Consider the following 20,644-nt stretch of genomic DNA (forward strand, 5'->3'; position numbering starts at 1 on the left):
ATAGGTGATAGTCTTGGAAAAATGGCTCGAATGGGCAAGAAGAATACAGGCGATTTCCCAGGCAGGACTGCATTTCTCTAAAGATGTATTCGACCAAGAGAGATACGCGGAACTGCAGCAGCTCAGTGCGGAGATTATCGCAAACTACACAGGCCAGCCGGAAGATGAGATCGGGGAAGTTCTTGCTGCTGAAAAAGGGTATCCGACACCAAAGCTGGATATCCGAGGAGTTGTGTTTCAGGATGGAAAGCTGCTGTTGGTGAAGGAGAAGATGGATGAACGCTGGTCGCTGCCAGGCGGTTTTTGTGAGGTTGGGCTATCGGCCAGTGAGAATGCTGTGAAGGAAATCAAAGAGGAGTCGGGGTACGATGTTGTACCTAAGAAGCTTTTAGCGGTGCTTGATTCGGATAAGCATACCGACAAGCCGCAAATGTTCCATTACTACAAGATTTTCCTGCAATGCGAGCTTGTCGGCGGAGGAGCACAGGAAAGTGTGGAGACGAGTGAAATAGGCTTTTTTGGTGAATCGGAGCTGCCGCCATTGTCGTTGAAAAGAAATACAGAAGCTCAAATCAAGATGCTGTTCGAAGCTCTGCGCAATCCGAGGAAAGAGAGTGTATTTGATTAAGTGAATTCTGCCCTGGAGCTGATAAGTTATTTAAAGATTGGAGGTGCAAACATAACTACTATAATTTATTTGGTTAGACATGGTGAATCGCCTAAGCAAGGTAATGAAAGAACAAGAGGTTTGACTGAAAAAGGAAAGCAGGATGCTTTAAAAATTGCCGAATCTTTAAAGGACGAAGGGATAGAGGTCTTTGCTTCAAGTCCTTACACGCGTGCAGTTGAAACAATCCGAGGCTTGGCAGAACATGCGGGAAAAGAAGTAGATGAAATCGAAGATCTGCGGGAGCGCGTCTTTGTTTCCGGTGATGCGCGGATTTCTGATAAGGAGCTATTACCTTTGTTGAAGAAATCTTTTGCTGATCCAAACTTCTGTTTACCAGGAGGCGAGTCGAATGCTGCTTGTCAAAAGAGGGCTATAGCAGTATTGGAGGATTTATTGAAAACCTATCAGGGATCTAAAATAGCGATAGGCACACATGGTGCTGTTATGACCTTGATGATGGGGTATTATGACAGTCAGTATGGTTTGGATTTCTTATTACAATCGTCTAAGCCGGATTTATATAGGATGGAGTTCAATGGTTATAAACTGACAGGGGTAGAAAGATTATGGATGAATCCATGGGAGAATGGTTATAGTACATAAAAAGCAACCTGCCAACGCAGGTTGCTATTCAATTTATAACGTAATTCTCGCTTTCTCCTCCGCTCCAACAGGATAGAAGCAAGCCACTTCCTGTCCAGGTACGCCGCGTTCTTCCGGAACGGGGACGTTGGTCTTACAGAACTCAGTTGCTTTCGGACAGCGAGTATGGAAAACGCAGCCCGATGGCGGATTAGCAGGGGAGGGCAGTTCTCCTTTTAGGACGATGCGTTCTCGCGCGCGTTCTTTGTCTGGATCTGGCAGCGGCACAGCGGATAGCAGTGCATTTGTATAAGGATGCTGCGCATGTGTCTGGAATGAATCCCGATTGGATCTTTCCATCACTTTGCCGAGATACATGACGGCGACACGGTCAGCAATGTGATTAATGACGGAAAGGTCGTGTGCAATGAATACATACGTCAGATCCAACTTTTTCTGAAGATCCTGGAATAAGTTGATCACTTGGGCCTGGACGGATACATCAAGCGCACTGACTGGTTCGTCACAGACGATCAGCTGCGGCTCCAGAGCAATAGCGCGGGCAATACCAATCCGCTGGCGCTGACCGCCTGAGAATTCATGAGGCAGCCGGTTATAATGGTCATCTGGATTCAAGCCGACGAGTTCCATCAGCTCTTTCACGCGCGATTCCAGGTTCTTAGTCTTTTTGTACGCTTTAAGCGGAGCGGCGATGCTCTCGCTCACTTTCATGCGCGGATTCAAGCTTGTATACGGATCCTGGAACACCATTTGCATATTGCGCCGCAGCTCGTATAGCTCTTTGGCAGATGCGTCTGTATATGTGTTTCCTTCAAAAAGAATGTCTCCAGAAGTAGGCTTTTGCAGTCCGACGATGCTTCGGGCGAGTGTGCTTTTCCCGCAGCCGGATTCGCCTACAATTCCTAGTATTTCCCCTTTTTTTACTGTCAAATCTATGCCATTCAAGGCTTTCACATGACCTGTTGTCCTTTGTAAAACACCGTTCTTAATTGGGAAATGGACGTGAAGATCCTTTATTTCCAATAATGCAGTCATGACAGCAGCACTCCTTTACCTTCGGCTACAGCTCGTTTTTCTTTATCGAATTCAGGCTTGCTGAGCATACACGCAGCCAAATGATTTGTTCCGCGTTCCGAGAGCGGCGGGTCAGTCTGAAGGCAAGCATCTCTCGCAAATGGACAGCGAGGATGGAAGTTGCAGCCTTTTGGCGGGTGAATCAGATTCGGCGGATGCCCCTCGATATGGAGCAGCCTCTCGGGAGCCCCTGCATCGAGTCTTGGGATTGAGCGCAGCAGCGACCATGTATATGGCATTGCCGTTTTATAGAAGATGTCAGCTGTACTGCCGGATTCAATAATTTTACCGGCATACATGACAAGAATCCGGTCTGCTAGATTTGCCACAACGCCTAAATCATGGGTGATCATTATTATTGCGGTACCATATTTCTGCTGAATGCTTTTCAATAACTCGATGATTTGAGCTTGGATTGTTACATCCAGTGCTGTTGTCGGCTCATCAGCTATAAGCAGTTTCGGTCTGGCAGCCAGTGCAATGGCGATCAGAACGCGCTGGCGCATACCGCCGGAGAATTGGTGCGGATAATTTTGCATACGTCGTTCGGGATCCGGGATGCCGACATCTTTCAGTAACTCGATTGCTTTTTGCCGAGCCTCTTTTTTAGGGAGTTTCTGATGCGTCTGGATGGCCTCCATAAGCTGTCTGCCAATCTTGAAAACAGGATTGAGGCTCGACATTGGATCCTGAAAGATCATGGCGATTTCTTTTCCACGCAAATTGCGCAGGCGTTTTTTATCCATTGTCAGGATGTTCTCGCCTTCGAACAGAATTTCACCCTTTGGATAGGTTGCGGGCGGTTCTGGATTAAGCTTTGTCAGCGAGTGGGCGAGTACACTTTTCCCGCTGCCGGATTCCCCGACAATGCCGACTGTCTGCCCGGCTTCCAGCCGGAAGGATACACCATCAACTGCTTTGACGAGGCCAGCTGCGGTATCCAGGTGTACATGCAGATCATTTACTTGTAGCATAATGAAACCTCCTCTAGGCAGCTGGTGCTGTCTGCTTTGGTTTTCGTTTCCGTTTTTTCTTGACGCTATGCGGATCAAAAGCATCCCGTAGCCCGTCCCCGAGTATGTTCAACGACAAAACAGTAATGACGATCGCTATACCAGGGAAGATCGAGAACCATGGAGCTATCGTGATATAAATTTGTGATTCCTGCAGCATATTTCCCCATGTCGGTGTGGACGGATTCACTCCGACACCAAGAAAGCTCAGGGCTGCTTCAGCCAGGATTGCTTTAGCAAAGATGAATGTGCTTTGCACAATGATTGGAGAGAGTACATTCGGCAGGATATACCGGAAAATGATCACCATATTATTCGTTCCTGTCGTTCTTGCAGCTTCAATGTATTGTGCGTTTTTTATTTGCAGCACGGCAGAGCGTACGACTCGAGCCATGACTGGGAAGAAGGCAATTGTCAGGGCGATGACGATATTCGTAATGCTTCCGCCTAAAGCTGCAACTAGTGCTAATGCAAGCAAAAGGGCAGGGAAGGCGAGAAAGCCATCCACAATCCGCATCAGAATGAAATCTGTCTTACGGAAATAGCCGGATACAAGTCCGATCAGTGTGCCAATCACAGTTGCTACGACGGCTACTATGACGCCGACAGCCAGTGACACGCGTGCAGCTACAATAACCCGTGCAAAGATGTCCCGGCCAAAATCATCTGTACCAAACCAATGGGTGCCAGATGGTGAAAGCAGACGCTGGTTGGCATCTATCGCCGCAGGGGAGACCGGCAGCCACAGATTTGCCGTTATGGTTGCCAATGCAACGAGTAAGAAAATAGTAAGTGCAATTATATTTCGTTTCTTGGACATCATCGTGTATGTACCTCCTTCGGCTCAATCATAGCGGATTCTCGGATCAAGGAATGCATACAAAAGATCGACGATCAAGTTGACCAGGACATAAATCGCGGCGATGAATAGCACGACACCTTGAATCACAGGGTAATCCCGTCGGTGAATCGAATCGATAAGCAGCTGTCCGATCCCAGGGATGGTGAAAAGTGTTTCAATAATAACCGTTCCGCCAAGCAGACCAGCCACTGTGGCACCTAGAACAGTTGTTGTCGGGATAAGCGCATTGGAGAATACGTGCTTCATCAATACATCACGTTCACGGACGCCTTTCGCCCGTGCTGTTTTTGTATAATCCTGGTTCACGGAATCAAGCATGCTGTCGCGCAGCATTCGGGCAATGATGCCGATTTCCACTAATGCCAGCACTAAAGCAGGCAGCAGCAAATGATAAATCCATGGACCAAAGCCTTCCGCAAGCGGCATATAGCCTGCAACCGGGAAAATCGGGAATGTTACGCCAAAAACGAGTACAAGCAAAATCGCAAGCCAGAATTCCGGAATTGATACGCCTAGAAGGGAAGCGTTAGTAAATAACGGATCCAGAATCGTCTTACGCAAAGACACAATCAGGATTGCAAGCGGAATGGAGATGACCAAAATAAAGAGCAGGGACAATACCATCAAGCTGATTGTCGGTCCAAAGTTGCCAAAAATCAGTTCCGTCACTGGCTGGGCAGAATAGACACTCGTCCCGAGGTCGCCGGTGATGACTTGTTTGAGCCAGTCGAAGAATTGGATATACAAAGGCTCATTCAAACCAAGCTGCTCTTCCAGCTGCGCAATAGCTTCAGGAGAAGCGTCTTCACCAAGGATGATGAAGGCTGGATTTCCTGGCGTTAGGTGAACGAGCAGGAATACAATGATGCTGACGACTAGCATAACCGGTACAACAGATAACAGTCTTCGGATCGTGTAACGAAGCACGTGCGTCACTCCTTCATTTAGAAATGGAAGAAAATCGCCAGCGGTAACGCAGGCGATTTTCTCGGGGCATTACTGTGATTTCCATGTATTCCAGAAGCGAGGACCATACCAATCATCATAATCCTGCAGCTTGGAAGTTCGTGCATCCAATGTGGAAAGGTTGCTTACTTTCTCAAATGGAAGCTCGTCATAAATCGTCTTATTCAGCTCAGCGAGTATTTCTTGCTGAGCAGCCTCATCTTCCGCTTCACCCCACTGGGCGATTAGCTCCTGCCAGCGTTCGCTGTTGTACCAGCCGCTGCTGTTGGAATCCTGGCTCACTACACCAGCTTGGTTTGGCGAGAAGAAAGGAGACCAGCCTACTACGACCATATCCCAGTTAGCGCCATCGCTCCATTTTTCCAGGTAAGTTGCCCATTCATAGGACTCCAGCTCGACGTTGAATCCAACTGCCTCAAGCTGCTGTTCTGCGATTTCGGCAATTTTCTTATACTCTGCATGGTCATTGGAGAAGATGATTTTCACCGGCTGCCCATCATAGGAGCTGTCTTCAAGCAGTTTTTTAGCTTCATCCTGATCAAACGCGTCGAAATTATCAATGTTTTGATCTGAGTAAAGAGCTGTCTGATCTGGTGTGAACAAGGCGCCGTCCAGATTATAAAATTCGCTGTTGCCATATGTTGCTTTCGCGATTGCTTCTTTATCCAGTGCAGCATGCAGTGCTTCTCTGACCTTGATGTCATCGAAGGGTGCTTCTGATTTATCCGGTGTAATGACGGAATAGCCATTGCTGGAAATAGCTGGTTCAACATTCGGTGTCGTATCAACTACATCATATAAATCAAGCGGAATGGACTGTACGTAATCATAAAGATCTGTCTTCAGACCATTGAGCATTACTTGCGGGTCTTTTACGATTTTAAAGTGAATCGTATCCAGGTATGCGGTCTTCTTACCAGTCAAACCTCCCCAGTCTTCCTCCTCACGAGATTGATAGTCTTCGAATTTGGATAATACAATCTCATTCCCGCGCTTCCACGAATCAAATTTGAATGGACCTGTACCGATCAGCTGCTCGTTTGTCAGCGGCTGTTCACCTGCAGCTTCCGCAATGTCAGCTGGAAGGATGACAGCTGATGCTTTTGGTGCAGACATATCAGTAAGCAAAGCGGTATACGGATCGTTAAGCGTAATGACCAATGTCAGGTCATCCGTTGCTTCTACGGAATCAACATGCGTTGCAGTGATCTTACCGACAGAGGAGACCTTCAGCCAGCGGTCGATAGATGCTTTTGCGTCTTCCGCTGTTACGTCTTGCCCGTTATGGAACTTAAGTCCGTCACGAAGCGTGATCGTATAGGTTTTCTTATCATCACTAACGGTATAATCATCAGCAAGCAAAGGGCGTACTTGATAATCATGATCTAGTGCAAATAAACCTTCGTAAATATGCCAGCCAATTTTTCTGGTGGCACTTTCTCCGGAATACATCCAGTCAAGCGTATCAGGATCAGCAGTCATGGCAACGTTCAAGTCACCGCCTTCAACGGGCTCTCCGCCGCTTGCGCCGGAACTGCTGCTGGAACTGCTGGAGCACCCGAACAGGGCGATGGTGGCCATCAGGCCGAATAATATAAGTGCAAGCTTCTTATTCAATATACTTCCTCCTTAGCTTCCCAATAACGAGAATACGATTTTCGTGAATGCTTTTTCCGTGATGAGCAAAGCTCGCTCATCGATGTCGAATTTAGGGTGGTGATGCGGATAATGGGTGCCTGTATCGTCATTGCGGGAGCCGACTTTAAAGAAGCTTCCCGGTTTCTCTTGCAGATAGTAAGCGAAATCCTCTGCTCCCATCCCGGTTTCAAGTGGAATAACCTGTTCTTCACCGAATTGTTCGCTAAAAAGACGCTGCAGAAGTGCAGTTTCTTCTGGATAGTTATAAAGAGCAGGGTAGCCATGTAAATAATCGATGGAATAGGTTGCGCCGAAACCAGTTGCGATACCAGCTACAATGGACTCTATTTGTTTCCTTACCTGCTGGCGTATGTCTGCGTTGAATGTCCGTACTGTTCCTTCCAATCTGGCGGTATCCGGAATAACATTGAATGCTTGGCCAGATTGAAACACACCAAGTGTCACAACTGCTGATTCCAGCGGATTGACTCTGCGGCTGACAATTTTTTGCAGGGCGCTGACGATATCACTTCCGATGACAATTGGATCGACAGCCTCATGAGGAGCTGCACCATGACCGCCTTTTCCTTGGATAGTAATCGCGAATTTATCTACTGCTGCCATCTTGAAGCCTTCGCCCACACCGATCTTTCCGATAGGGGCAGCTGAATTAAGGTGGGCACCATAAACATAATCCACACCATCAAGTGCACCATCTTCAATCATCGCTTTTGCGCCGCCTGGAGGAACTTCCTCAGCCGGCTGGAACAGGAAGACTACTTTACCTTTCAGGCTATCCTTATGCTTGATCAGTGCTTTGGCAGTTCCAAGCAATGCCGCTGTATGGCCGTCATGACCGCAAGCATGCATCACGCCAGGAGTCTTGGATCGATAGGCTGTTTCTTTTTCATCTTCTATCGGCAGGGCATCGAAATCTGCTCGCAGCGCAATCGTCGGACCTGCTGCCTTACCTGATAGGGAAGCGACGATACCAAATCCGCCAATATTTGTCTGGATATCTTCATAGCCGAAGCTGCGCAGCTTGTCGGCGATAAAACGGGCAGTCTCTGTCTCCTGGAAACTCAATTCTGGATGCTGATGCAAATAACGTCTCCACTCCACGACTTCTGCGAAATTGTCTTCCAGCTCCGTATGTACTTCCGCAAGTGTCTGCTTGATCTGTTCCATTTTCAAACCTCCTGTAACAATCTTGATATTTCCAATGAAAATAATCGGGATTAAGATCAAAAAAAGACCCTCTTCTAGACAGAAGAGGGTCTTTTAAAGATTTTCCGCTCTTCTTATCTTCAGTGTTAAACACCTGGAATTAGCACAGTACTGCGGCTTGCAGCCTGTTGCTTTGGTTTCGTTGGGCCATTCCCTCCACCAATCTCGATAAGAAATATCAGTTGTAAGGAAAAGGATAGACTGAAAAGTTCTAGGTGTCAATCCTATTTTTTTTTGCTATTTCTCCTGATCGGCATGACTACGCCAAAAATTCCATTAGTAAAAGAGTTATTTGGCAGAAAATTTTAAATACTGCTTGACTGTTCATTCTTTTGTGATAACATAGCTTTAATATAAAAATTATATAGAACTTTTCTTATCAAGAGAGACGGAGGGACTTGGCCCAGTGATGTCTCAGCAACCAGTCTGAGAAGACACGGTGCTAAATCCAAAAGGTATCCGCCTTAAAGATAAGAAGCTGATTCGGTCATGACTGAACCTTCTTCCTTTTTGGGGAGAAGGTTCTTTTTTTGTTGAAGAGGAGGGGGAGAAGCGGTATGGGAAATAGTTTAGAAACAGCATTTGTACAGCTTGGAAATCGCAGTGATGGAGTAACTGGGGCAGTCAACCCGCCAGTTTATCTGTCCACGGCTTATGCACACACAGGAATCGGCGAATCTACAGGATATGATTATTCACGGACGAAGAACCCCACTCGATCAGTTCTGGAAGAAGGGTTTGCAAAGCTGGAAAAAGGCGATCAGGCATTTGCGTGCAGCTCAGGCATGGCGGCAATCCAGCTTGTATTGTCACTTTTCCGTTCGGGCGATTCCCTGCTGGTGCCGGAGGATATTTATGGAGGCACCTATCGGCTGTTTGATTTCTATTCAGACGCCTATGACGTCTCGCCAATTTATACACCATTTCATTCCGTCGAAGAGACTGCGATATTGATAACGGACGATACAAAAGCAATTTTCCTTGAAACACCGACAAACCCGCTCATGCAGGAAATTGATATTGCTGCCTATGCGCAGCTGGCAAAAGCAAACAACCTGCTGTTAATTGTGGATAATACGTTTCTGACACCTTATTACCAGCAGCCGCTTACAGAAGGAGCAGATATTGTCATCCATAGTGCAACGAAATATATTGGCGGCCATAACGACGTTTTAGCCGGAATTGTTGTGAGTAAAGGCATCGAGCTATCAGACCGGTTAGCTGCATTGCATAACGGTACGGGAGCTGTCTTGTCTCCGCTCGATTCCTGGCTTCTCATCCGAGGCTTGAAGACGCTGCCGCTTCGAATGCGGCAGCATCAAGCAAATGCACAGCGCATCGCAAGTTATCTTGCAGAGGAGCCGAAAGTGAAAGACGTCCTGTATACAGGAAAAGGCGGCATGCTTTCCTTCCGGGTCCAGGAAAGCAGCTGGGTCGATCCATTCCTTCGAAGCCTGGAAATCATCACCTTTGCCGAAAGTCTTGGCGGAGTGGAAAGTTTTATCACATATCCTACAACCCAGACACATGCAGACATCCCTGTTGAGGAACGGGAGGCCAGAGGAATTTGCGATTGTCTGCTTCGTTTCTCGGTCGGGATTGAAGAAGCGGAGGATTTGATTGGTGATTTACAGCAAGCATTCGCCAAACTGGATTAGGAGGCCATCATCATATGGGAGAACAACATTCAGAAACGACATGTATACGGGGATTACACAAAGAGCAGCAAACAGGTGCGGTGAACGTCCCGATTTATCTATCGTCTACCTTCCACCAGGAAAGCTTCGATGATTTCGGTCCATTCGATTATAGTCGTTCTGGTAACCCGACACGAGAAGCGCTGGAGCAGAAGGTAGCTACACTAGAGGGAGGTACAGATGCTTTCGCATTTTCATCTGGCATGGCAGCAATATCCTCCGCATTCATGCTGCTGTCAGCAGGGGATCATGTGATAGTGACCGAGGATGTGTACGGCGGAACGTATCGTTTTGTGACAGAGATCCTTCCGAAATTCCAGATCAGTCATTCCTTTGTTGACCTAACCGATTTGGATGCTGTAGAAGCAGCTGTACGACCAAACACGAAGGTCATTTACTTGGAGACACCGTCCAATCCGTGTTTGAAGGTGACTGACATTCGGGCCGTGGTCCAGATAGCAAAGCAACATGATTGTTTAACTTTCTTGGACAACACATTTTTGACGCCGCTGTATCAGCAGCCATTGGCATTCGGTGTGGATGTAGTCATCCATAGTGCAACGAAGTTTCTTTCAGGGCATAGTGATATTATCGCAGGACTGCTGATCACTAAGGATACAGAACTCGCAGGAAGACTGGCTTTCATCCAGAACACATTTGGTGCTATTCTCGGAGCTCAAGATAGCTATTTGCTGCTCCAAGGAATAAAGACGTTAGGTACAAGATTGCGTCAGTCATCGGAATCGGCGGAGAGGATAGCTTTGTTCCTGCAGGAGCATTCGCTTGTGGAAGATGTCTTCTACCCTGGCTTGCCCACTCATAAAGGACATGACATACATACCGGGCAGGCCAGTGGAAATGGAGCAGTAGTATCATTTGCTCTGCCAAGCAGGGAACACGCAAAGATTTTTGTTGAACAGCTTCGCATTCCTATTTTCGCTGTCAGTCTCGGCGCTGTGGAATCCATCCTTTCCTATCCAGCTTCGATGTCACATGCTTCCATGCCTGAAGCTGAGCGAAAGAAACGAGGTATAACAGATGGGCTCTTACGTTTATCTGTTGGCCTGGAGCATGTGGAGGACCTCATGGAAGATCTGCTGCAGGCCTTGAAGGCTGCTGAAGGCGTAATAGAAAAAAGTAGAAAACTAAAAAATGGGAGAGATGAACATGACAACGAAAACAAAAACGGCACCATTCAGAGCAGATCACGTAGGGAGCCTGCTTCGTCCAGATGTACTGCACAAGGCCAGACAGCAATTCAAAGAAGGCCAAATCAGTAAACAAGATCTTCGCGAAATCGAAACGTCAGAGATCAAAAGAATCGTAGACAAGCAAATTGAAGTCGGCTTGGAGCTTGTGACAGACGGAGAATTCCGGAGAAGATTCTGGCATACAGACTTTTTGGAACATCTTAACGGCATCACAGGTTATGTTCCGGACACTGGTTACCTGTTCAAAGGAGAAGAAACAGAACGATATAACATTAAAAATACGGGCAAAGTTTCGTTCAATCCTGATCATCCTTTCCTCGAGGACTATAAGGTATTCCAAGACATCGTTGCGGGAAGGGCGGTAGCTAAACAGACAATTCCTAGTCCGAATCAGCTCTTCCATACAGATATTCGTGATCACTCCATTTATCCGGATATTGAGGATTTTGCAGCTGATGTTATTCAGACTTACAAAGATGCCATCCAAGCATTTTATGATGCAGGGGTACGCTATTTGCAGCTAGATGATGTTTACATTGCTACACTATCTTCTCCTGATGCGAAATTCGATGGAGAGCATTCCAGAGAGTTCTTGATTGATTTGGCACGCCGGGTGATCAATGGTGTATTGGAAGGTAAGCCGGAGGATCTTACTGTGACGACGCATCTCTGTCGAGGAAACTATCGCTCTACATATATGTTCGGGGGCAGCTATGACTTGATTGCAAAGGATCTGTTAGCAAAAGAGAAAGTCGATGGTTTCTTCCTAGAGTATGATGATGAGCGATCAGGTACATTCGAACCGCTTCAGTATATCCCGCAGGATGGTCCAAGAGTCGTTCTAGGCGTTGTAACTTCAAAATTTGGGGAACTGGAAGATAAGGATGCTGTAATCAGCCGGATTGAAGAAGCAACAAAGTATATCCCTCTTGATCAGATTTGCTTAAGCCCGCAATGTGGCTTTGCCTCCACACATCATGGCAATAAATTGACTGAAGAAGAACAATGGGAGAAACTGCGCTTCATCGTCGATGTTGCGAAGACTGTTTGGCCCCAAGCGTGAGAAAAAGCCGTCCATTTTGACGGCTTTTTTACTTGCCATAAGATCCTCACAGTTAAGTAAGTACTCTGGGAATTGGTAAGTAATTGGGAGTATTTAATCCTAGTAGGAAAGTAGGCTTTTGAGAAAGCGGTTGCTTCACCGTCTTGCCGTTCGTTAGAATTGAATTGTTAATATTATTTGAACTTTGTAAATGAGAAGGTGACAGCGTGCGGAAATGGGTTTTCTGGGACGACGGTGATCATTCGCCTGCCTTTAATATGGCGGCGGATGAAATGCTTATGCAATGGCACCGCGAGGGACGGATCGCCCCAGTGTTACGTTTTTACGGTTGGAATCCTGGCGGGTTTTCCGTTGGGTATTTCCAAAAGACAAACAAATTCAATTTAGAAGAAATCGAGAAGCGAGGATTTGAACTGGTCCGACGGCCTACTGGCGGCCAAGCAGTACTGCATCATCAGGAACTGACGTACAGCATTATCGTATCGGAGGATTATCCAGGAGTACCATCGACTATCAAAGAAGCGTACAAAGTTTTATCACAAGGGCTGCTGATCGGCTTTGAAAATCTGGGCATCAAAGCGGAATTCGCTTTACCTGCTGACTCGAAGCCGAAGGGGACAGCAAATTGCTTTGAGGAAGCTTCTTGGTATGAGATCAATGTGGACCGAAAGAAAGCAGCCGGAAGTGCTCAGACGAGGCAAAAAGGTGTCATCCTCCAGCACGGATCGATTCCAATATGGCTGAAGCAAGAGGATTTGCTGGAATTGTTCCTATACCCAAGTGACCGTGTCAAAGAGCGTGCTTACAAGAGCTTTAGGAACAAAGCTGCCAGTCTGCAGGAGTTTATCTCTGTGCAGACAACTATGGAAGATATAAGAGGTGCCTTTTATGATGGTTTTCAAAAGGGATTAGGTGTAACATTCGAAAGACTTGAACTGGATGAAGTACAACTAAAAACAATCGAAGAACTTGCCAAAGAGAAATACCAAAATCACGAATTCTTATATGCACGTTAAGGAGGAACGAAAATGGTAAAAAAAACGATGGCGCAACGTCGGGAAGGTATGCTCCGTAAGCCCGAGTGGCTGAAGATTGATTTCAACACGAATGAAGACTATATGGATTTGAAGAAAATGATGCGGGAAATGAATTTACATACTGTATGTGAAGAGGCGAAATGCCCCAATATCTATGAATGCTGGTCGGTCCGGAAAACGGCAACATTCATGATCCTTGGTTCCATTTGTACAAGAGGCTGCCGCTTCTGTGCGGTTACTTCAGGCAAGCCGACAGAACTGGACTGGGCAGAACCAGAGCGTGTCGCGGATTCTGTTGCTAAAATGGGACTGCGTCATGCCGTTGTCACAGCTGTTGCCAGAGATGACTTGGAAGATGGAGGTTCAGCAGTATTCGCGGAAACAGTACGTGCCATTCACCGGAGGATGCCTAATACAACAGTAGAGGTACTGCCGTCCGATATGAAAGGAACGTATGAAAGCATCAAGACACTGATGGATGCCAAGCCGGATATTTTCAACCATAATATCGAGACAGTACGACGATTGACTCCTTCTGTCCGTCATCGTGCAACATATGACCGCTCACTCGAATTACTTGACCGTGTCAAAACAATCTCTCCGGACACACCAACAAAATCAAGCATCATGCTGGGCTTGGGAGAGACAAAAGAAGAGATTGTGCAAGCCATGGATGATTTGCTGGAACATCGTGTTGATATCATGACAATCGGCCAATACTTGCAGCCATCATTCAAGCATCTGAAAGTACAGAAGTACTACCATCCAGATGAATTTGCTGAACTGAAGGAAATTGCCCTGCAGAAGGGCTTCCGTCACTGCGAATCAGGCCCGATGGTACGATCCTCCTATCATGCAGATGAACAAGTAAATCCAGAAGCGAGACAGCGCCAGTTCGGCGGCTGTTCGTAAAAAAGAGGTCATGCATATCATGCATGACCTCTTTTTATCAAAAGTTAAAATTTTATCAAGACAATTTGGCAAGCGAAGAGCTAGAATGAATGTACTCGATATCATTATTATAAAGCTTGAGAAGGGGCTGCATATGAAACAAAATCAAACTGCCATTTTATTAGTTATATCCATCGTGGCCATTTCTTTCGCGGCCATCTTCGTCAAATGGTCTGATGCACCGGCTACTATCCTCAGTATGAATCGAATGTATTTAGCGTGTCTTTTGCTGGCTCCGATTGTATGGATAAAAAGAAAGGAGTTTAAAAAGATTGGAAGAAGAGAAGCGCTGGCCTTCATATTATCAGGTGCATGTCTTGCAGCGCATTTTGCTCTCTGGTTCAGTTCCTTGAAACTGACGACTGTGGCAAGCTCGACGATCATTCTTTCACTTCAGCCGATTGTCGCGATGATAGGGGGATTTCTGATTTATAGAGAGAGGGCGTCAAAAGCTGTAATCTTGACTATCGGTATCTCGATTATTGGAGTTGTGATGGTAGGGTGGGGAGATTTCGGTTTGCAAACGCCATCCGTTTTGATCGGTGACCTCTTATCCTTGCTATGTGTAATTGCTGTTGTTGGCTATTTATTAATCGGGCAGAACAATGTAAAAAAAGTATCACATTGGATATACAGTTTCTGTGTCTTCCTTTCAGCAGCTGTATGGCTCAATATCTATAATCTAGTGACCGGGGTTCCTGTTCGCGGTTATGACTTCGATGAGTGGAAGATATTCTTACTGTTAGCTATTTTCCCGACAGTAGCGCATGTCATATTCAATATGCTCTTGAACTATGTGAATTCGACTACGATTTCGATGAGTGTTTTGGGTGAACCGGTAGGTGCAACCCTTCTGGCTGTCTGGTTATTAGGGGAGAAGCTAAGTCCATTGCAAATTGTTGGGGGAGCCATTGCATTGGTTGGAGTTCTTATGTTTTTGATTCGACAAAGTAGTGAGTATCGTGTGGTGGAAGAAGAAAGTAAACAGGAAGTACGTTAACAGATAAGAACTAATAGTAGAAAGGAAGCACGCCCGCAAATGGGACTGCTTCCTTTTATTTGTCTGATTAATAAGAAGACAATACTGGAACCAAAGAGATAGTTTAGAAATTCACATTACATAGGGAAATTCATAAGTTACAAATTGACAAATATATCTAGTTAATGTTTAAATAGCAGTAGATATTTAGTCATCTGATGACTAGATGATTAGATGTCAAAAAAAGGAAAGGTGGTTAAAGCTGACCGTATAAACGAAACGATAAAAATAACTATTTTACCTCCTCGAAAATCTTTCTAATTGAACTATCTAGAAGGAGCTATGTACTTTTTTCTCCTGACCCCTTAGATGAATTTGGCATACGCAGTTTTTCAACTAAACTTCTTTGACTAGTACAGCATCGTTTATAAAAGATAAGCAGTACTTAATATCTTTTCGGCCCCTAAAAGAACCTGACTCCTTTTTTATTTCCTGACATCTTAGATGAATTTGACTATATAAGTCAGTTAAAACGTATCAATGATACTAAAAAATGACAGCGCTTGCATTGAGTGCGATATTTGAAAGGAGAAAAACTATGGAGATTACTACGAAGAAGTATCAAATGTTCATAGATGGTGAATTTGTAGACTCTAGTTCCCAGGAAACACTAAACGTTGTGAATCCTGCTACTGAGGAAATTATTTCAGAGATTCCTAGAGGAACTGTTACAGATGTAAGAGCAGCAATTGACTCAGCTAAGCGTGCACAGAAAAAGTGGAAGAAAATACCCGCCTTTGAAAGAGGGAATTACTTACTGGAAATTTCTAAAGAGATACGTAATAACGAAGAAATCTTAGCACAAACAATATCAGAGGAAATGGGAAAAACGCTGGCTCTAGCTAAAACAGAGGTAAACTTTACAGCCGATTACATCGATTATATGGCTGGGTGGGCAAGACGCTATGAAGGAGAAATAGTCCAAAGTGATCGGCCAAATGAACAGATATTTGTTCATAAAGAGCCTATTGGAGTTATTGCCGGTATTTTACCTTGGAATTTTCCTTTTTTCCTCGTTGCTCGTAAAGCAGCGCCTGCTTTAGTCACGGGGAATACAATTGTCTTGAAGCCAAGTGATTTATCCCCTAATAATGCTTTGGAGTTTGCAAAGATTATTGAAAAAGTGGGTCTGCCTAAAGGTGTTATCAATATCGTAACAGGCAGTGGACGTACCGTTGGTCAAGAATTGGCGAAAAATGAAGATATAGGCATGGTTAGTTTGACAGGAAGTTATAATGCTGGAGCAGCTGTGATGCGTGCTGCGGCAGATAATATTACAAAAGTATCGTTGGAATTGGGAGGGAAAGCGCCAGCGATTGTTATGGATGATGCTGATCTGGATCTAGCGGTGCGTTCCGTTATCGATTCTCGCATCATTAATACAGGGCAGGTATGTAACTGTACGGAACGTGTATATGTTCATGAAAATATTGCTGAAGAGTTTATCTCAAAGGTAACAAAAGCAATGGCAGAAGTAAGCTATGGTAACCCATTAGTTGATGGTGATATTGATATGGGACCTCTTATTAGCAATGATGCGCTTGAATCTGTAGATCGAATGGTGCAAGAGGCAGTAGCTGATGGTGCCAAGATTTTGACAGGCGGTAAACGTGCTGCCCGAGATAAAGGGTACTTCTATGAACCAACTGTTCTCGTAGATGTAACCAATGAGATGAACATTATGCAGCAAGAAATTTTCGGTCCTGTTCTTCCTATTGCGACATTCACGGATTTAGACGATGCCTTAAAACAGGCAAACGATTGTGAATTTGGCTTAACGTCATCTATCTATACACAAAACCTTGATGTAACCATGCGTGCAAGCAAGGAATTGGAGTTTGGAGAGACATATGTCAATCGTGAAAATTTTGAAGCAATACAAGGATTCCATGCCGGATGGAAAAAATCCGGTATTGGCGGAGCTGATGGAAAACACGGACTAGACGAGTACCTGCAAACACATGTTGTGTATCTGCAGTATAACCAAGAGAAGAAATAATTTTGTCATTAAAAACAAGCTGGAATTTTCTACATCGTATGACGGGAAGTACAAGAGGTCAATATGCACATAGCTATATGAAGCAACAAAAAGGAATTAACTAGTCTATTAAAAAAAATGGAGGTCTTTGAAAATGGCTTATCGTTTTATCTTGAATGAAACTAGTTACCATGGTGCTGGAGCTATTAACGAAATCGTTGGTGAAGTGCAAAATCGCGGATTCCAAAAAGCATTGATTGTTACGGACGCTGATTTAGTTAAGTTCGGTGTAGTAAAAAAGGTAACTGATTTACTAGATGACGCTAACCTGCCATATGACATCTTTGACCAAGTGAAAGCTAATCCGACTGTTGCTATCGTTAAAGCTGGTGTCGAGGCCTTTAAAAATGCGGGTGCCGACTATATTATAGCTATTGGGGGAGGTTCTCCTCAGGATACTGGAAAAGGTATCGGTATTATCATCAATAACCCGGAATTTGCAGATGTTGTTTCCTTGGAAGGCACTGCTCCAACAAAAAACAAAGCAGTTCCGATGATTGCTGTTGCTACAACAGCCGGAACAGCTGCTGAAACTACCATCAACTATGTTATTACGGATGAAGAGAAACGCCGGAAATTCGTTTGTGTCGATCCGCACGACATTCCAATCGTTGCTGTCGTTGATCCTAACATGATGTCCTCCATGCCGCATGGGTTATCTGCTGCCACTGGGATGGATGCGCTGACACATGCCATTGAAGGTTATACGACACAAGCTGCTTGGGAGCTTGCTGATACGTTAAACTTAAAGGCTATCGAATTGATTTCCCGTTCGCTTCGGGATGCTGTCAATAACGATCCAAAGGGCCGCGAAGACATGGCTCTTGGTCAATATATGACAGGCATGGCTTTCTCTAACGTAGGTCTTGGCGTGGTTCACGGTATGGCTCATCCATTAGGCGCATTCTATAATACGCCTCACGGTATAGCCAATGCTGTACTGCTGCCATATGTATTGGAATTCAACAAGGATTACACTGGTGAAAAGTTCAAGGAAATCGCTCGTGCAATGGGGGTTGAAGGAGTTGATGATATGACGCAAGACGAATATCGTCAGGCTGCTATCGAAGCTGTCCGTCAATTATCCATTGACCTTAATATTCCTCAAACATTGGACGAAATTGGTGTGAAAGAGGAAGATCTCGATGCGTTGGCAGAAGCTGCTATGGCTGATGTGTGTACAGGAGGTAATCCTCGTCCATGTACAAAAGAGTCGATTCTTGAGGTTTATAAAACTGCCTTCTCACTTCCTGTGAAAAATAAATAAGTTCTGAATTTATCAATATGTCAACCTAACAAAATGTTAGAGGTATAGGTAATATGTCTAAACTTTATCACTTAGAAGTTAAATAAATAAAATGTCTTTAAATTTCTAGATGAAGAAAAGGTATACGCAAACACAAACGTTTACGTATACCTTTTTTATTGGTGGATTTATTATAATTTATCAACTTCAGATAAGTTATTGCTCTTTAAAAGAGCATGATGTGTACGTTTAGGTAGTCTTATTGGAAATATAGAAAAAATAATAACAGAATAAATTAATTAGGATACAAGACATGTGTACCATCAAAGAACATCCAGAAGGGACTTTCCCCCTTTTGCGTCAACGCTGTTGTGACAGTTATTTGTCCATCGCCAAATACGAAGTGGATATCTCCCTGGTTCCCTTGACCGTCCTCATCATAATGAAGTGTAGCTTGATTATCAGTGATTGCAATTGTTCCCTCCACAGATGCCATGCGGATTGCGTTTGGTGGTTGATCGGATGTAACCCTCACTTGAGCTGTATTTTCATCAATCGCTTCAAAGTTCATGTAAGGTGATCCGTCATTATTACCTGTGCTCCAGAAACCATTATAGTCGGAAAGATTCTCCGTTGTAGTTTCCTCTGATACAGTTTCTGATTTTGTAGGTTCAGCGGCTTCTTCCGGTTCCACTGAGTTATCTTCTTCAGATGTTTCGGTTTCATTAGATACTTCTTCAACTGACTCTTCCTCTGTTTCTTGCTCTTCTGTAACAGTAGAATCACTTGCAGAGGCATCGTTATCAGTAGTCTCTTGTTCAGCAGTACTTTGTGTCAGCATGCCATTTGTCGAGTTGACGCCTATTTCCCAATTGGTGCTATTAGTGAAAACGTAAATCTTGTCTCCATCTGCATCATATTCGGAGATACTTTCAAAATCATCTTCGTATGTAGCTTGCAGAAGTGCAGCAGCTTCATCAGAAGTCAATTTAAGATCCTCTTTGGGTTGTTCGGATGACCAATCATCTAATTTCAACTTGTTCTTGTCATTAACTAGTTTTATCGTGTAGACATATGCATTATTGTCCATATCATTCCCAGCCGCTATTGCTGTCACAATATAATTCTCATTTTTTTTTGTAATCTCTACCCGTGAATCGAAAGCAAGGTTCGGTTTTGGATTTGCATCGCATTCACAATATGTAGCTTCGGCTAATTCTGGCATTTTATTTTCTAAGAAACTTTCCGTTGCAACAGGCTGGATAATCTCATTCAATTTATCTATATCATAATTGCCTTTTACAAAACCGTATTCCTCTTGTCCTTTTTGGAATGCGTCATACACTTGCTCAACACTTTTCTCAGCTGCTGTTTTAACTTCATCATCTGTGAATTCTTTTACTTTTTCTTCTTCTTTTGCAGCGGGTGTTTCTGCTGCAGCTTCCTTTTTTTCAGGATTGATAATTTCAGTGTACGTGTAATAACCTCCTGCACCAAGTACTGCAGCTGCTATTATTACAGTCAATAACTTTGAGAACATATGTCTTTTGTCCCTCTCTATTTTCATTTTGGTTCATAATACCTATTATAGAGGGAAGTATTTATTTTAAGTAAATAATTTTCCTTTTTTAATTAAAATTAGTAGATAATGATGGTGTATATCAATATCTTTACGGAACGATTAATAAACAGAATATACAGAGGTAAAAAAATGACTATATTTAACATGAGAATAGAAACACAATATTGGCTTTCCAATGAGGAAGAAGATTTATGCTCACATGGAGAATTATATTTAGAAGTGGATGGTACTGTCATTACACAAGCTGGCAGGGGAGAAGAATGGGGAATTAGTGAATCAGCACTAGCTTTACTTCGGACCTTGGATGCGGACTATATTAGTCATCCAGAGTGTGAGGAAGGGTTAATTCTCCATGGTTGTGGGACGATGCTGATGTCTGGATGTCCAATCTCTATCCACTGGTCAGTTCAGCACAAAGGTGACGAAGTGTTTTTGTCAGACTTCGTTAAATTTACAAGCACTAGTCTGACAGAAGGAAAGGTCGTATACCAAAATGTAAGTGTATCTGTTAAGAAAACTTTGTATAAACAAAAGATCTTGCAGTTTGCTAAACAAGCAAAAGTATTATTCGAGAGTTCGCAGGAGAAAAAGATAGACGAGGAGTTCGACCTGGAAATGTATGAAGATTTCTGGAAAGAATACAACCACCTTCTGCAAAAGCATTCAACAGATTGAATTGTTATACTCCAACCTTGCGTGTTATACCCTGATGATATGTACAATACCC

18 protein-coding genes and 2 riboswitches are annotated in these 20,644 nt (G+C 44.3%); of the genes, 11 read left to right on the forward strand and 7 right to left on the reverse strand.

What is annotated here, in order from left to right; genetic code table 11:
* Positions 1 to 13: 13 nt before the first annotated feature.
* Positions 14 to 628 carry an NUDIX hydrolase gene (locus tag CHH91_RS11705; protein ID WP_483372399.1) on the forward strand — a complete coding sequence of 205 codons (615 nt, stop codon included), beginning with the start codon at positions 14 to 16 and terminating at the stop codon, positions 626 to 628.
* A gap of 51 nt (positions 629 to 679) precedes the next feature.
* Positions 680 to 1,273: a histidine phosphatase family protein gene (locus CHH91_RS11710; RefSeq protein ID WP_095223696.1), complete on the forward strand. Its 594-nt coding sequence runs from the start codon at positions 680 to 682 to the stop codon at positions 1,271 to 1,273.
* A 33-nt stretch (positions 1,274 to 1,306) separates the two neighbouring features.
* Here the strand turns inward: CHH91_RS11710 and CHH91_RS11715 are convergent, their stop codons facing one another.
* The 6 genes from CHH91_RS11715 to CHH91_RS11740 all read right to left on the reverse strand — a co-directional run bounded on the left by CHH91_RS11715 (position 1,307) and on the right by CHH91_RS11740 (position 8,014).
* Entirely contained in the window at positions 1,307 to 2,308 is a 1,002-nt protein-coding gene (locus CHH91_RS11715) for an ABC transporter ATP-binding protein (RefSeq protein WP_095223639.1), read from the reverse strand.
* Positions 2,305 to 3,321, reverse strand: coding sequence for an ABC transporter ATP-binding protein (locus CHH91_RS11720; protein WP_095223640.1), 1,017 nt, complete (start codon positions 3,319 to 3,321; stop codon positions 2,305 to 2,307). Before CHH91_RS11720 ends, CHH91_RS11715 begins: the two co-directional genes overlap by 4 nt.
* Positions 3,322 to 3,334: 13 nt before the next feature.
* Positions 3,335 to 4,183, reverse strand: a complete 849-nt coding sequence (locus CHH91_RS11725) for an ABC transporter permease (protein WP_095223641.1) — start codon at positions 4,181 to 4,183, stop codon at positions 3,335 to 3,337.
* Positions 4,184 to 4,204: 21 nt separating this feature from the next.
* Complete coding sequence (locus CHH91_RS11730) at positions 4,205 to 5,149, reverse strand: ABC transporter permease (RefSeq protein ID WP_095223642.1); 945 nt, start codon at positions 5,147 to 5,149, stop codon at positions 4,205 to 4,207.
* A 69-nt stretch (positions 5,150 to 5,218) separates the two neighbouring features.
* Positions 5,219 to 6,805, reverse strand: a complete 1,587-nt coding sequence (locus CHH91_RS11735) for an ABC transporter substrate-binding protein (protein ID WP_095223643.1) — start codon at positions 6,803 to 6,805, stop codon at positions 5,219 to 5,221.
* 12 nt (positions 6,806 to 6,817) lie between these two features.
* Positions 6,818 to 8,014 carry a M20 metallopeptidase family protein gene (locus CHH91_RS11740; RefSeq protein ID WP_095223697.1) on the reverse strand — a complete coding sequence of 399 codons (1,197 nt, stop codon included), beginning with the start codon at positions 8,012 to 8,014 and terminating at the stop codon, positions 6,818 to 6,820.
* 110 nt (positions 8,015 to 8,124) lie between these two features.
* A riboswitch (SAM riboswitch) is annotated at positions 8,125 to 8,228 on the reverse strand.
* A 198-nt stretch (positions 8,229 to 8,426) separates the two neighbouring features.
* Positions 8,427 to 8,530, forward strand: a riboswitch (SAM riboswitch).
* An 80-nt stretch (positions 8,531 to 8,610) separates the two neighbouring features.
* Between CHH91_RS11740 and CHH91_RS11745 the strand changes: the two genes are divergently transcribed.
* The 8 genes from CHH91_RS11745 to fucO all read left to right on the forward strand — a co-directional run bounded on the left by CHH91_RS11745 (position 8,611) and on the right by fucO (position 18,356).
* On the forward strand, positions 8,611 to 9,711 hold the full coding sequence (locus CHH91_RS11745) for a methionine biosynthesis PLP-dependent protein (RefSeq protein WP_095223644.1): 1,101 nt from the start codon (positions 8,611 to 8,613) through the stop codon (positions 9,709 to 9,711).
* Between the two features lie 14 nt (positions 9,712 to 9,725).
* Positions 9,726 to 11,030, forward strand: a complete 1,305-nt coding sequence (locus tag CHH91_RS11750) for an aminotransferase class I/II-fold pyridoxal phosphate-dependent enzyme (protein ID WP_095223645.1) — start codon at positions 9,726 to 9,728, stop codon at positions 11,028 to 11,030.
* Positions 10,918 to 12,024: a 5-methyltetrahydropteroyltriglutamate--homocysteine S-methyltransferase gene (locus CHH91_RS11755; RefSeq protein WP_095223646.1), complete on the forward strand. Its 1,107-nt coding sequence runs from the start codon at positions 10,918 to 10,920 to the stop codon at positions 12,022 to 12,024. The genes CHH91_RS11750 and CHH91_RS11755 overlap by 113 nt, the downstream gene beginning before the upstream one ends.
* 257 nt (positions 12,025 to 12,281) lie before the next feature.
* The gene (locus tag CHH91_RS11760; protein WP_095223698.1) at positions 12,282 to 13,040 is read left to right on the forward strand and encodes a lipoate--protein ligase family protein; all 759 of its coding nucleotides are present in this window, start codon (positions 12,282 to 12,284) and stop codon (positions 13,038 to 13,040) included.
* Between the two features lie 12 nt (positions 13,041 to 13,052).
* Positions 13,053 to 13,973 (forward strand): lipoyl synthase, encoded by a 921-nt coding sequence (lipA, locus tag CHH91_RS11765; RefSeq protein ID WP_095223647.1) that lies wholly within the window; start codon positions 13,053 to 13,055, stop codon positions 13,971 to 13,973.
* Positions 13,974 to 14,106: 133 nt separating this feature from the next.
* The gene (locus CHH91_RS11770; protein WP_095223699.1) at positions 14,107 to 15,012 is read left to right on the forward strand and encodes a DMT family transporter; all 906 of its coding nucleotides are present in this window, start codon (positions 14,107 to 14,109) and stop codon (positions 15,010 to 15,012) included.
* A 532-nt stretch (positions 15,013 to 15,544) separates the two neighbouring features.
* On the forward strand, positions 15,545 to 17,050 hold the full coding sequence (aldA, locus tag CHH91_RS11775; protein ID WP_483372400.1) for an aldehyde dehydrogenase: 1,506 nt from the start codon (positions 15,545 to 15,547) through the stop codon (positions 17,048 to 17,050).
* A 133-nt stretch (positions 17,051 to 17,183) separates the two neighbouring features.
* On the forward strand, positions 17,184 to 18,356 hold the full coding sequence (gene fucO, locus CHH91_RS11780) for a lactaldehyde reductase (RefSeq protein WP_095223649.1): 1,173 nt from the start codon (positions 17,184 to 17,186) through the stop codon (positions 18,354 to 18,356).
* Positions 18,357 to 18,630: 274 nt separating this feature from the next.
* On the opposite strand, the gene CHH91_RS11785 is transcribed toward fucO, so the two are convergent.
* The gene (locus CHH91_RS11785; RefSeq protein WP_095223650.1) at positions 18,631 to 19,875 is read right to left on the reverse strand and encodes a hypothetical protein; all 1,245 of its coding nucleotides are present in this window, start codon (positions 19,873 to 19,875) and stop codon (positions 18,631 to 18,633) included.
* A 171-nt stretch (positions 19,876 to 20,046) separates the two neighbouring features.
* Between CHH91_RS11785 and CHH91_RS11790 the strand changes: the two genes are divergently transcribed.
* Positions 20,047 to 20,592, forward strand: a complete 546-nt coding sequence (locus tag CHH91_RS11790) for a hypothetical protein (protein ID WP_095223651.1) — start codon at positions 20,047 to 20,049, stop codon at positions 20,590 to 20,592.
* Positions 20,593 to 20,644: the final 52 nt, after the last annotated feature.

The organism is Virgibacillus sp. 7505 (genome assembly GCF_002272135.1).
GTDB lineage: Bacteria > Bacillota > Bacilli > Bacillales > Amphibacillaceae > Terribacillus.

What these genes read in the sequence shown, in the direction of transcription:
- CHH91_RS11745 (WP_095223644.1), top strand. Translation starts at nt 8,611, where the DNA reads ATGGGAAATAGTTTAGAAACAGCATTTGTACAGCTTGGAAATCGCAGT.
- lipA (WP_095223647.1), top strand. Translation starts at nt 13,053, where the DNA reads ATGGTAAAAAAAACGATGGCGCAACGTCGGGAAGGTATGCTCCGTAAG.
- CHH91_RS11720 (WP_095223640.1), bottom strand. Translation starts at nt 3,321, where the DNA reads ATGCTACAAGTAAATGATCTGCATGTACACCTGGATACCGCAGCTGGC.
- CHH91_RS11790 (WP_095223651.1), top strand. Translation starts at nt 20,047, where the DNA reads ATGACTATATTTAACATGAGAATAGAAACACAATATTGGCTTTCCAAT.
- fucO (WP_095223649.1), top strand. Translation starts at nt 17,184, where the DNA reads ATGGCTTATCGTTTTATCTTGAATGAAACTAGTTACCATGGTGCTGGA.
- CHH91_RS11750 (WP_095223645.1), top strand. Translation starts at nt 9,726, where the DNA reads ATGGGAGAACAACATTCAGAAACGACATGTATACGGGGATTACACAAA.
- CHH91_RS11785 (WP_095223650.1), bottom strand. Translation starts at nt 19,875, where the DNA reads ATGTTCTCAAAGTTATTGACTGTAATAATAGCAGCTGCAGTACTTGGT.
- CHH91_RS11740 (WP_095223697.1), bottom strand. Translation starts at nt 8,014, where the DNA reads ATGGAACAGATCAAGCAGACACTTGCGGAAGTACATACGGAGCTGGAA.
- aldA (WP_483372400.1), top strand. Translation starts at nt 15,545, where the DNA reads ATGACAGCGCTTGCATTGAGTGCGATATTTGAAAGGAGAAAAACTATG.
- CHH91_RS11725 (WP_095223641.1), bottom strand. Translation starts at nt 4,183, where the DNA reads ATGATGTCCAAGAAACGAAATATAATTGCACTTACTATTTTCTTACTC.
- CHH91_RS11760 (WP_095223698.1), top strand. Translation starts at nt 12,282, where the DNA reads ATGGCGGCGGATGAAATGCTTATGCAATGGCACCGCGAGGGACGGATC.
- CHH91_RS11715 (WP_095223639.1), bottom strand. Translation starts at nt 2,308, where the DNA reads ATGACTGCATTATTGGAAATAAAGGATCTTCACGTCCATTTCCCAATT.
- CHH91_RS11770 (WP_095223699.1), top strand. Translation starts at nt 14,107, where the DNA reads ATGAAACAAAATCAAACTGCCATTTTATTAGTTATATCCATCGTGGCC.
- CHH91_RS11755 (WP_095223646.1), top strand. Translation starts at nt 10,918, where the DNA reads ATGACAACGAAAACAAAAACGGCACCATTCAGAGCAGATCACGTAGGG.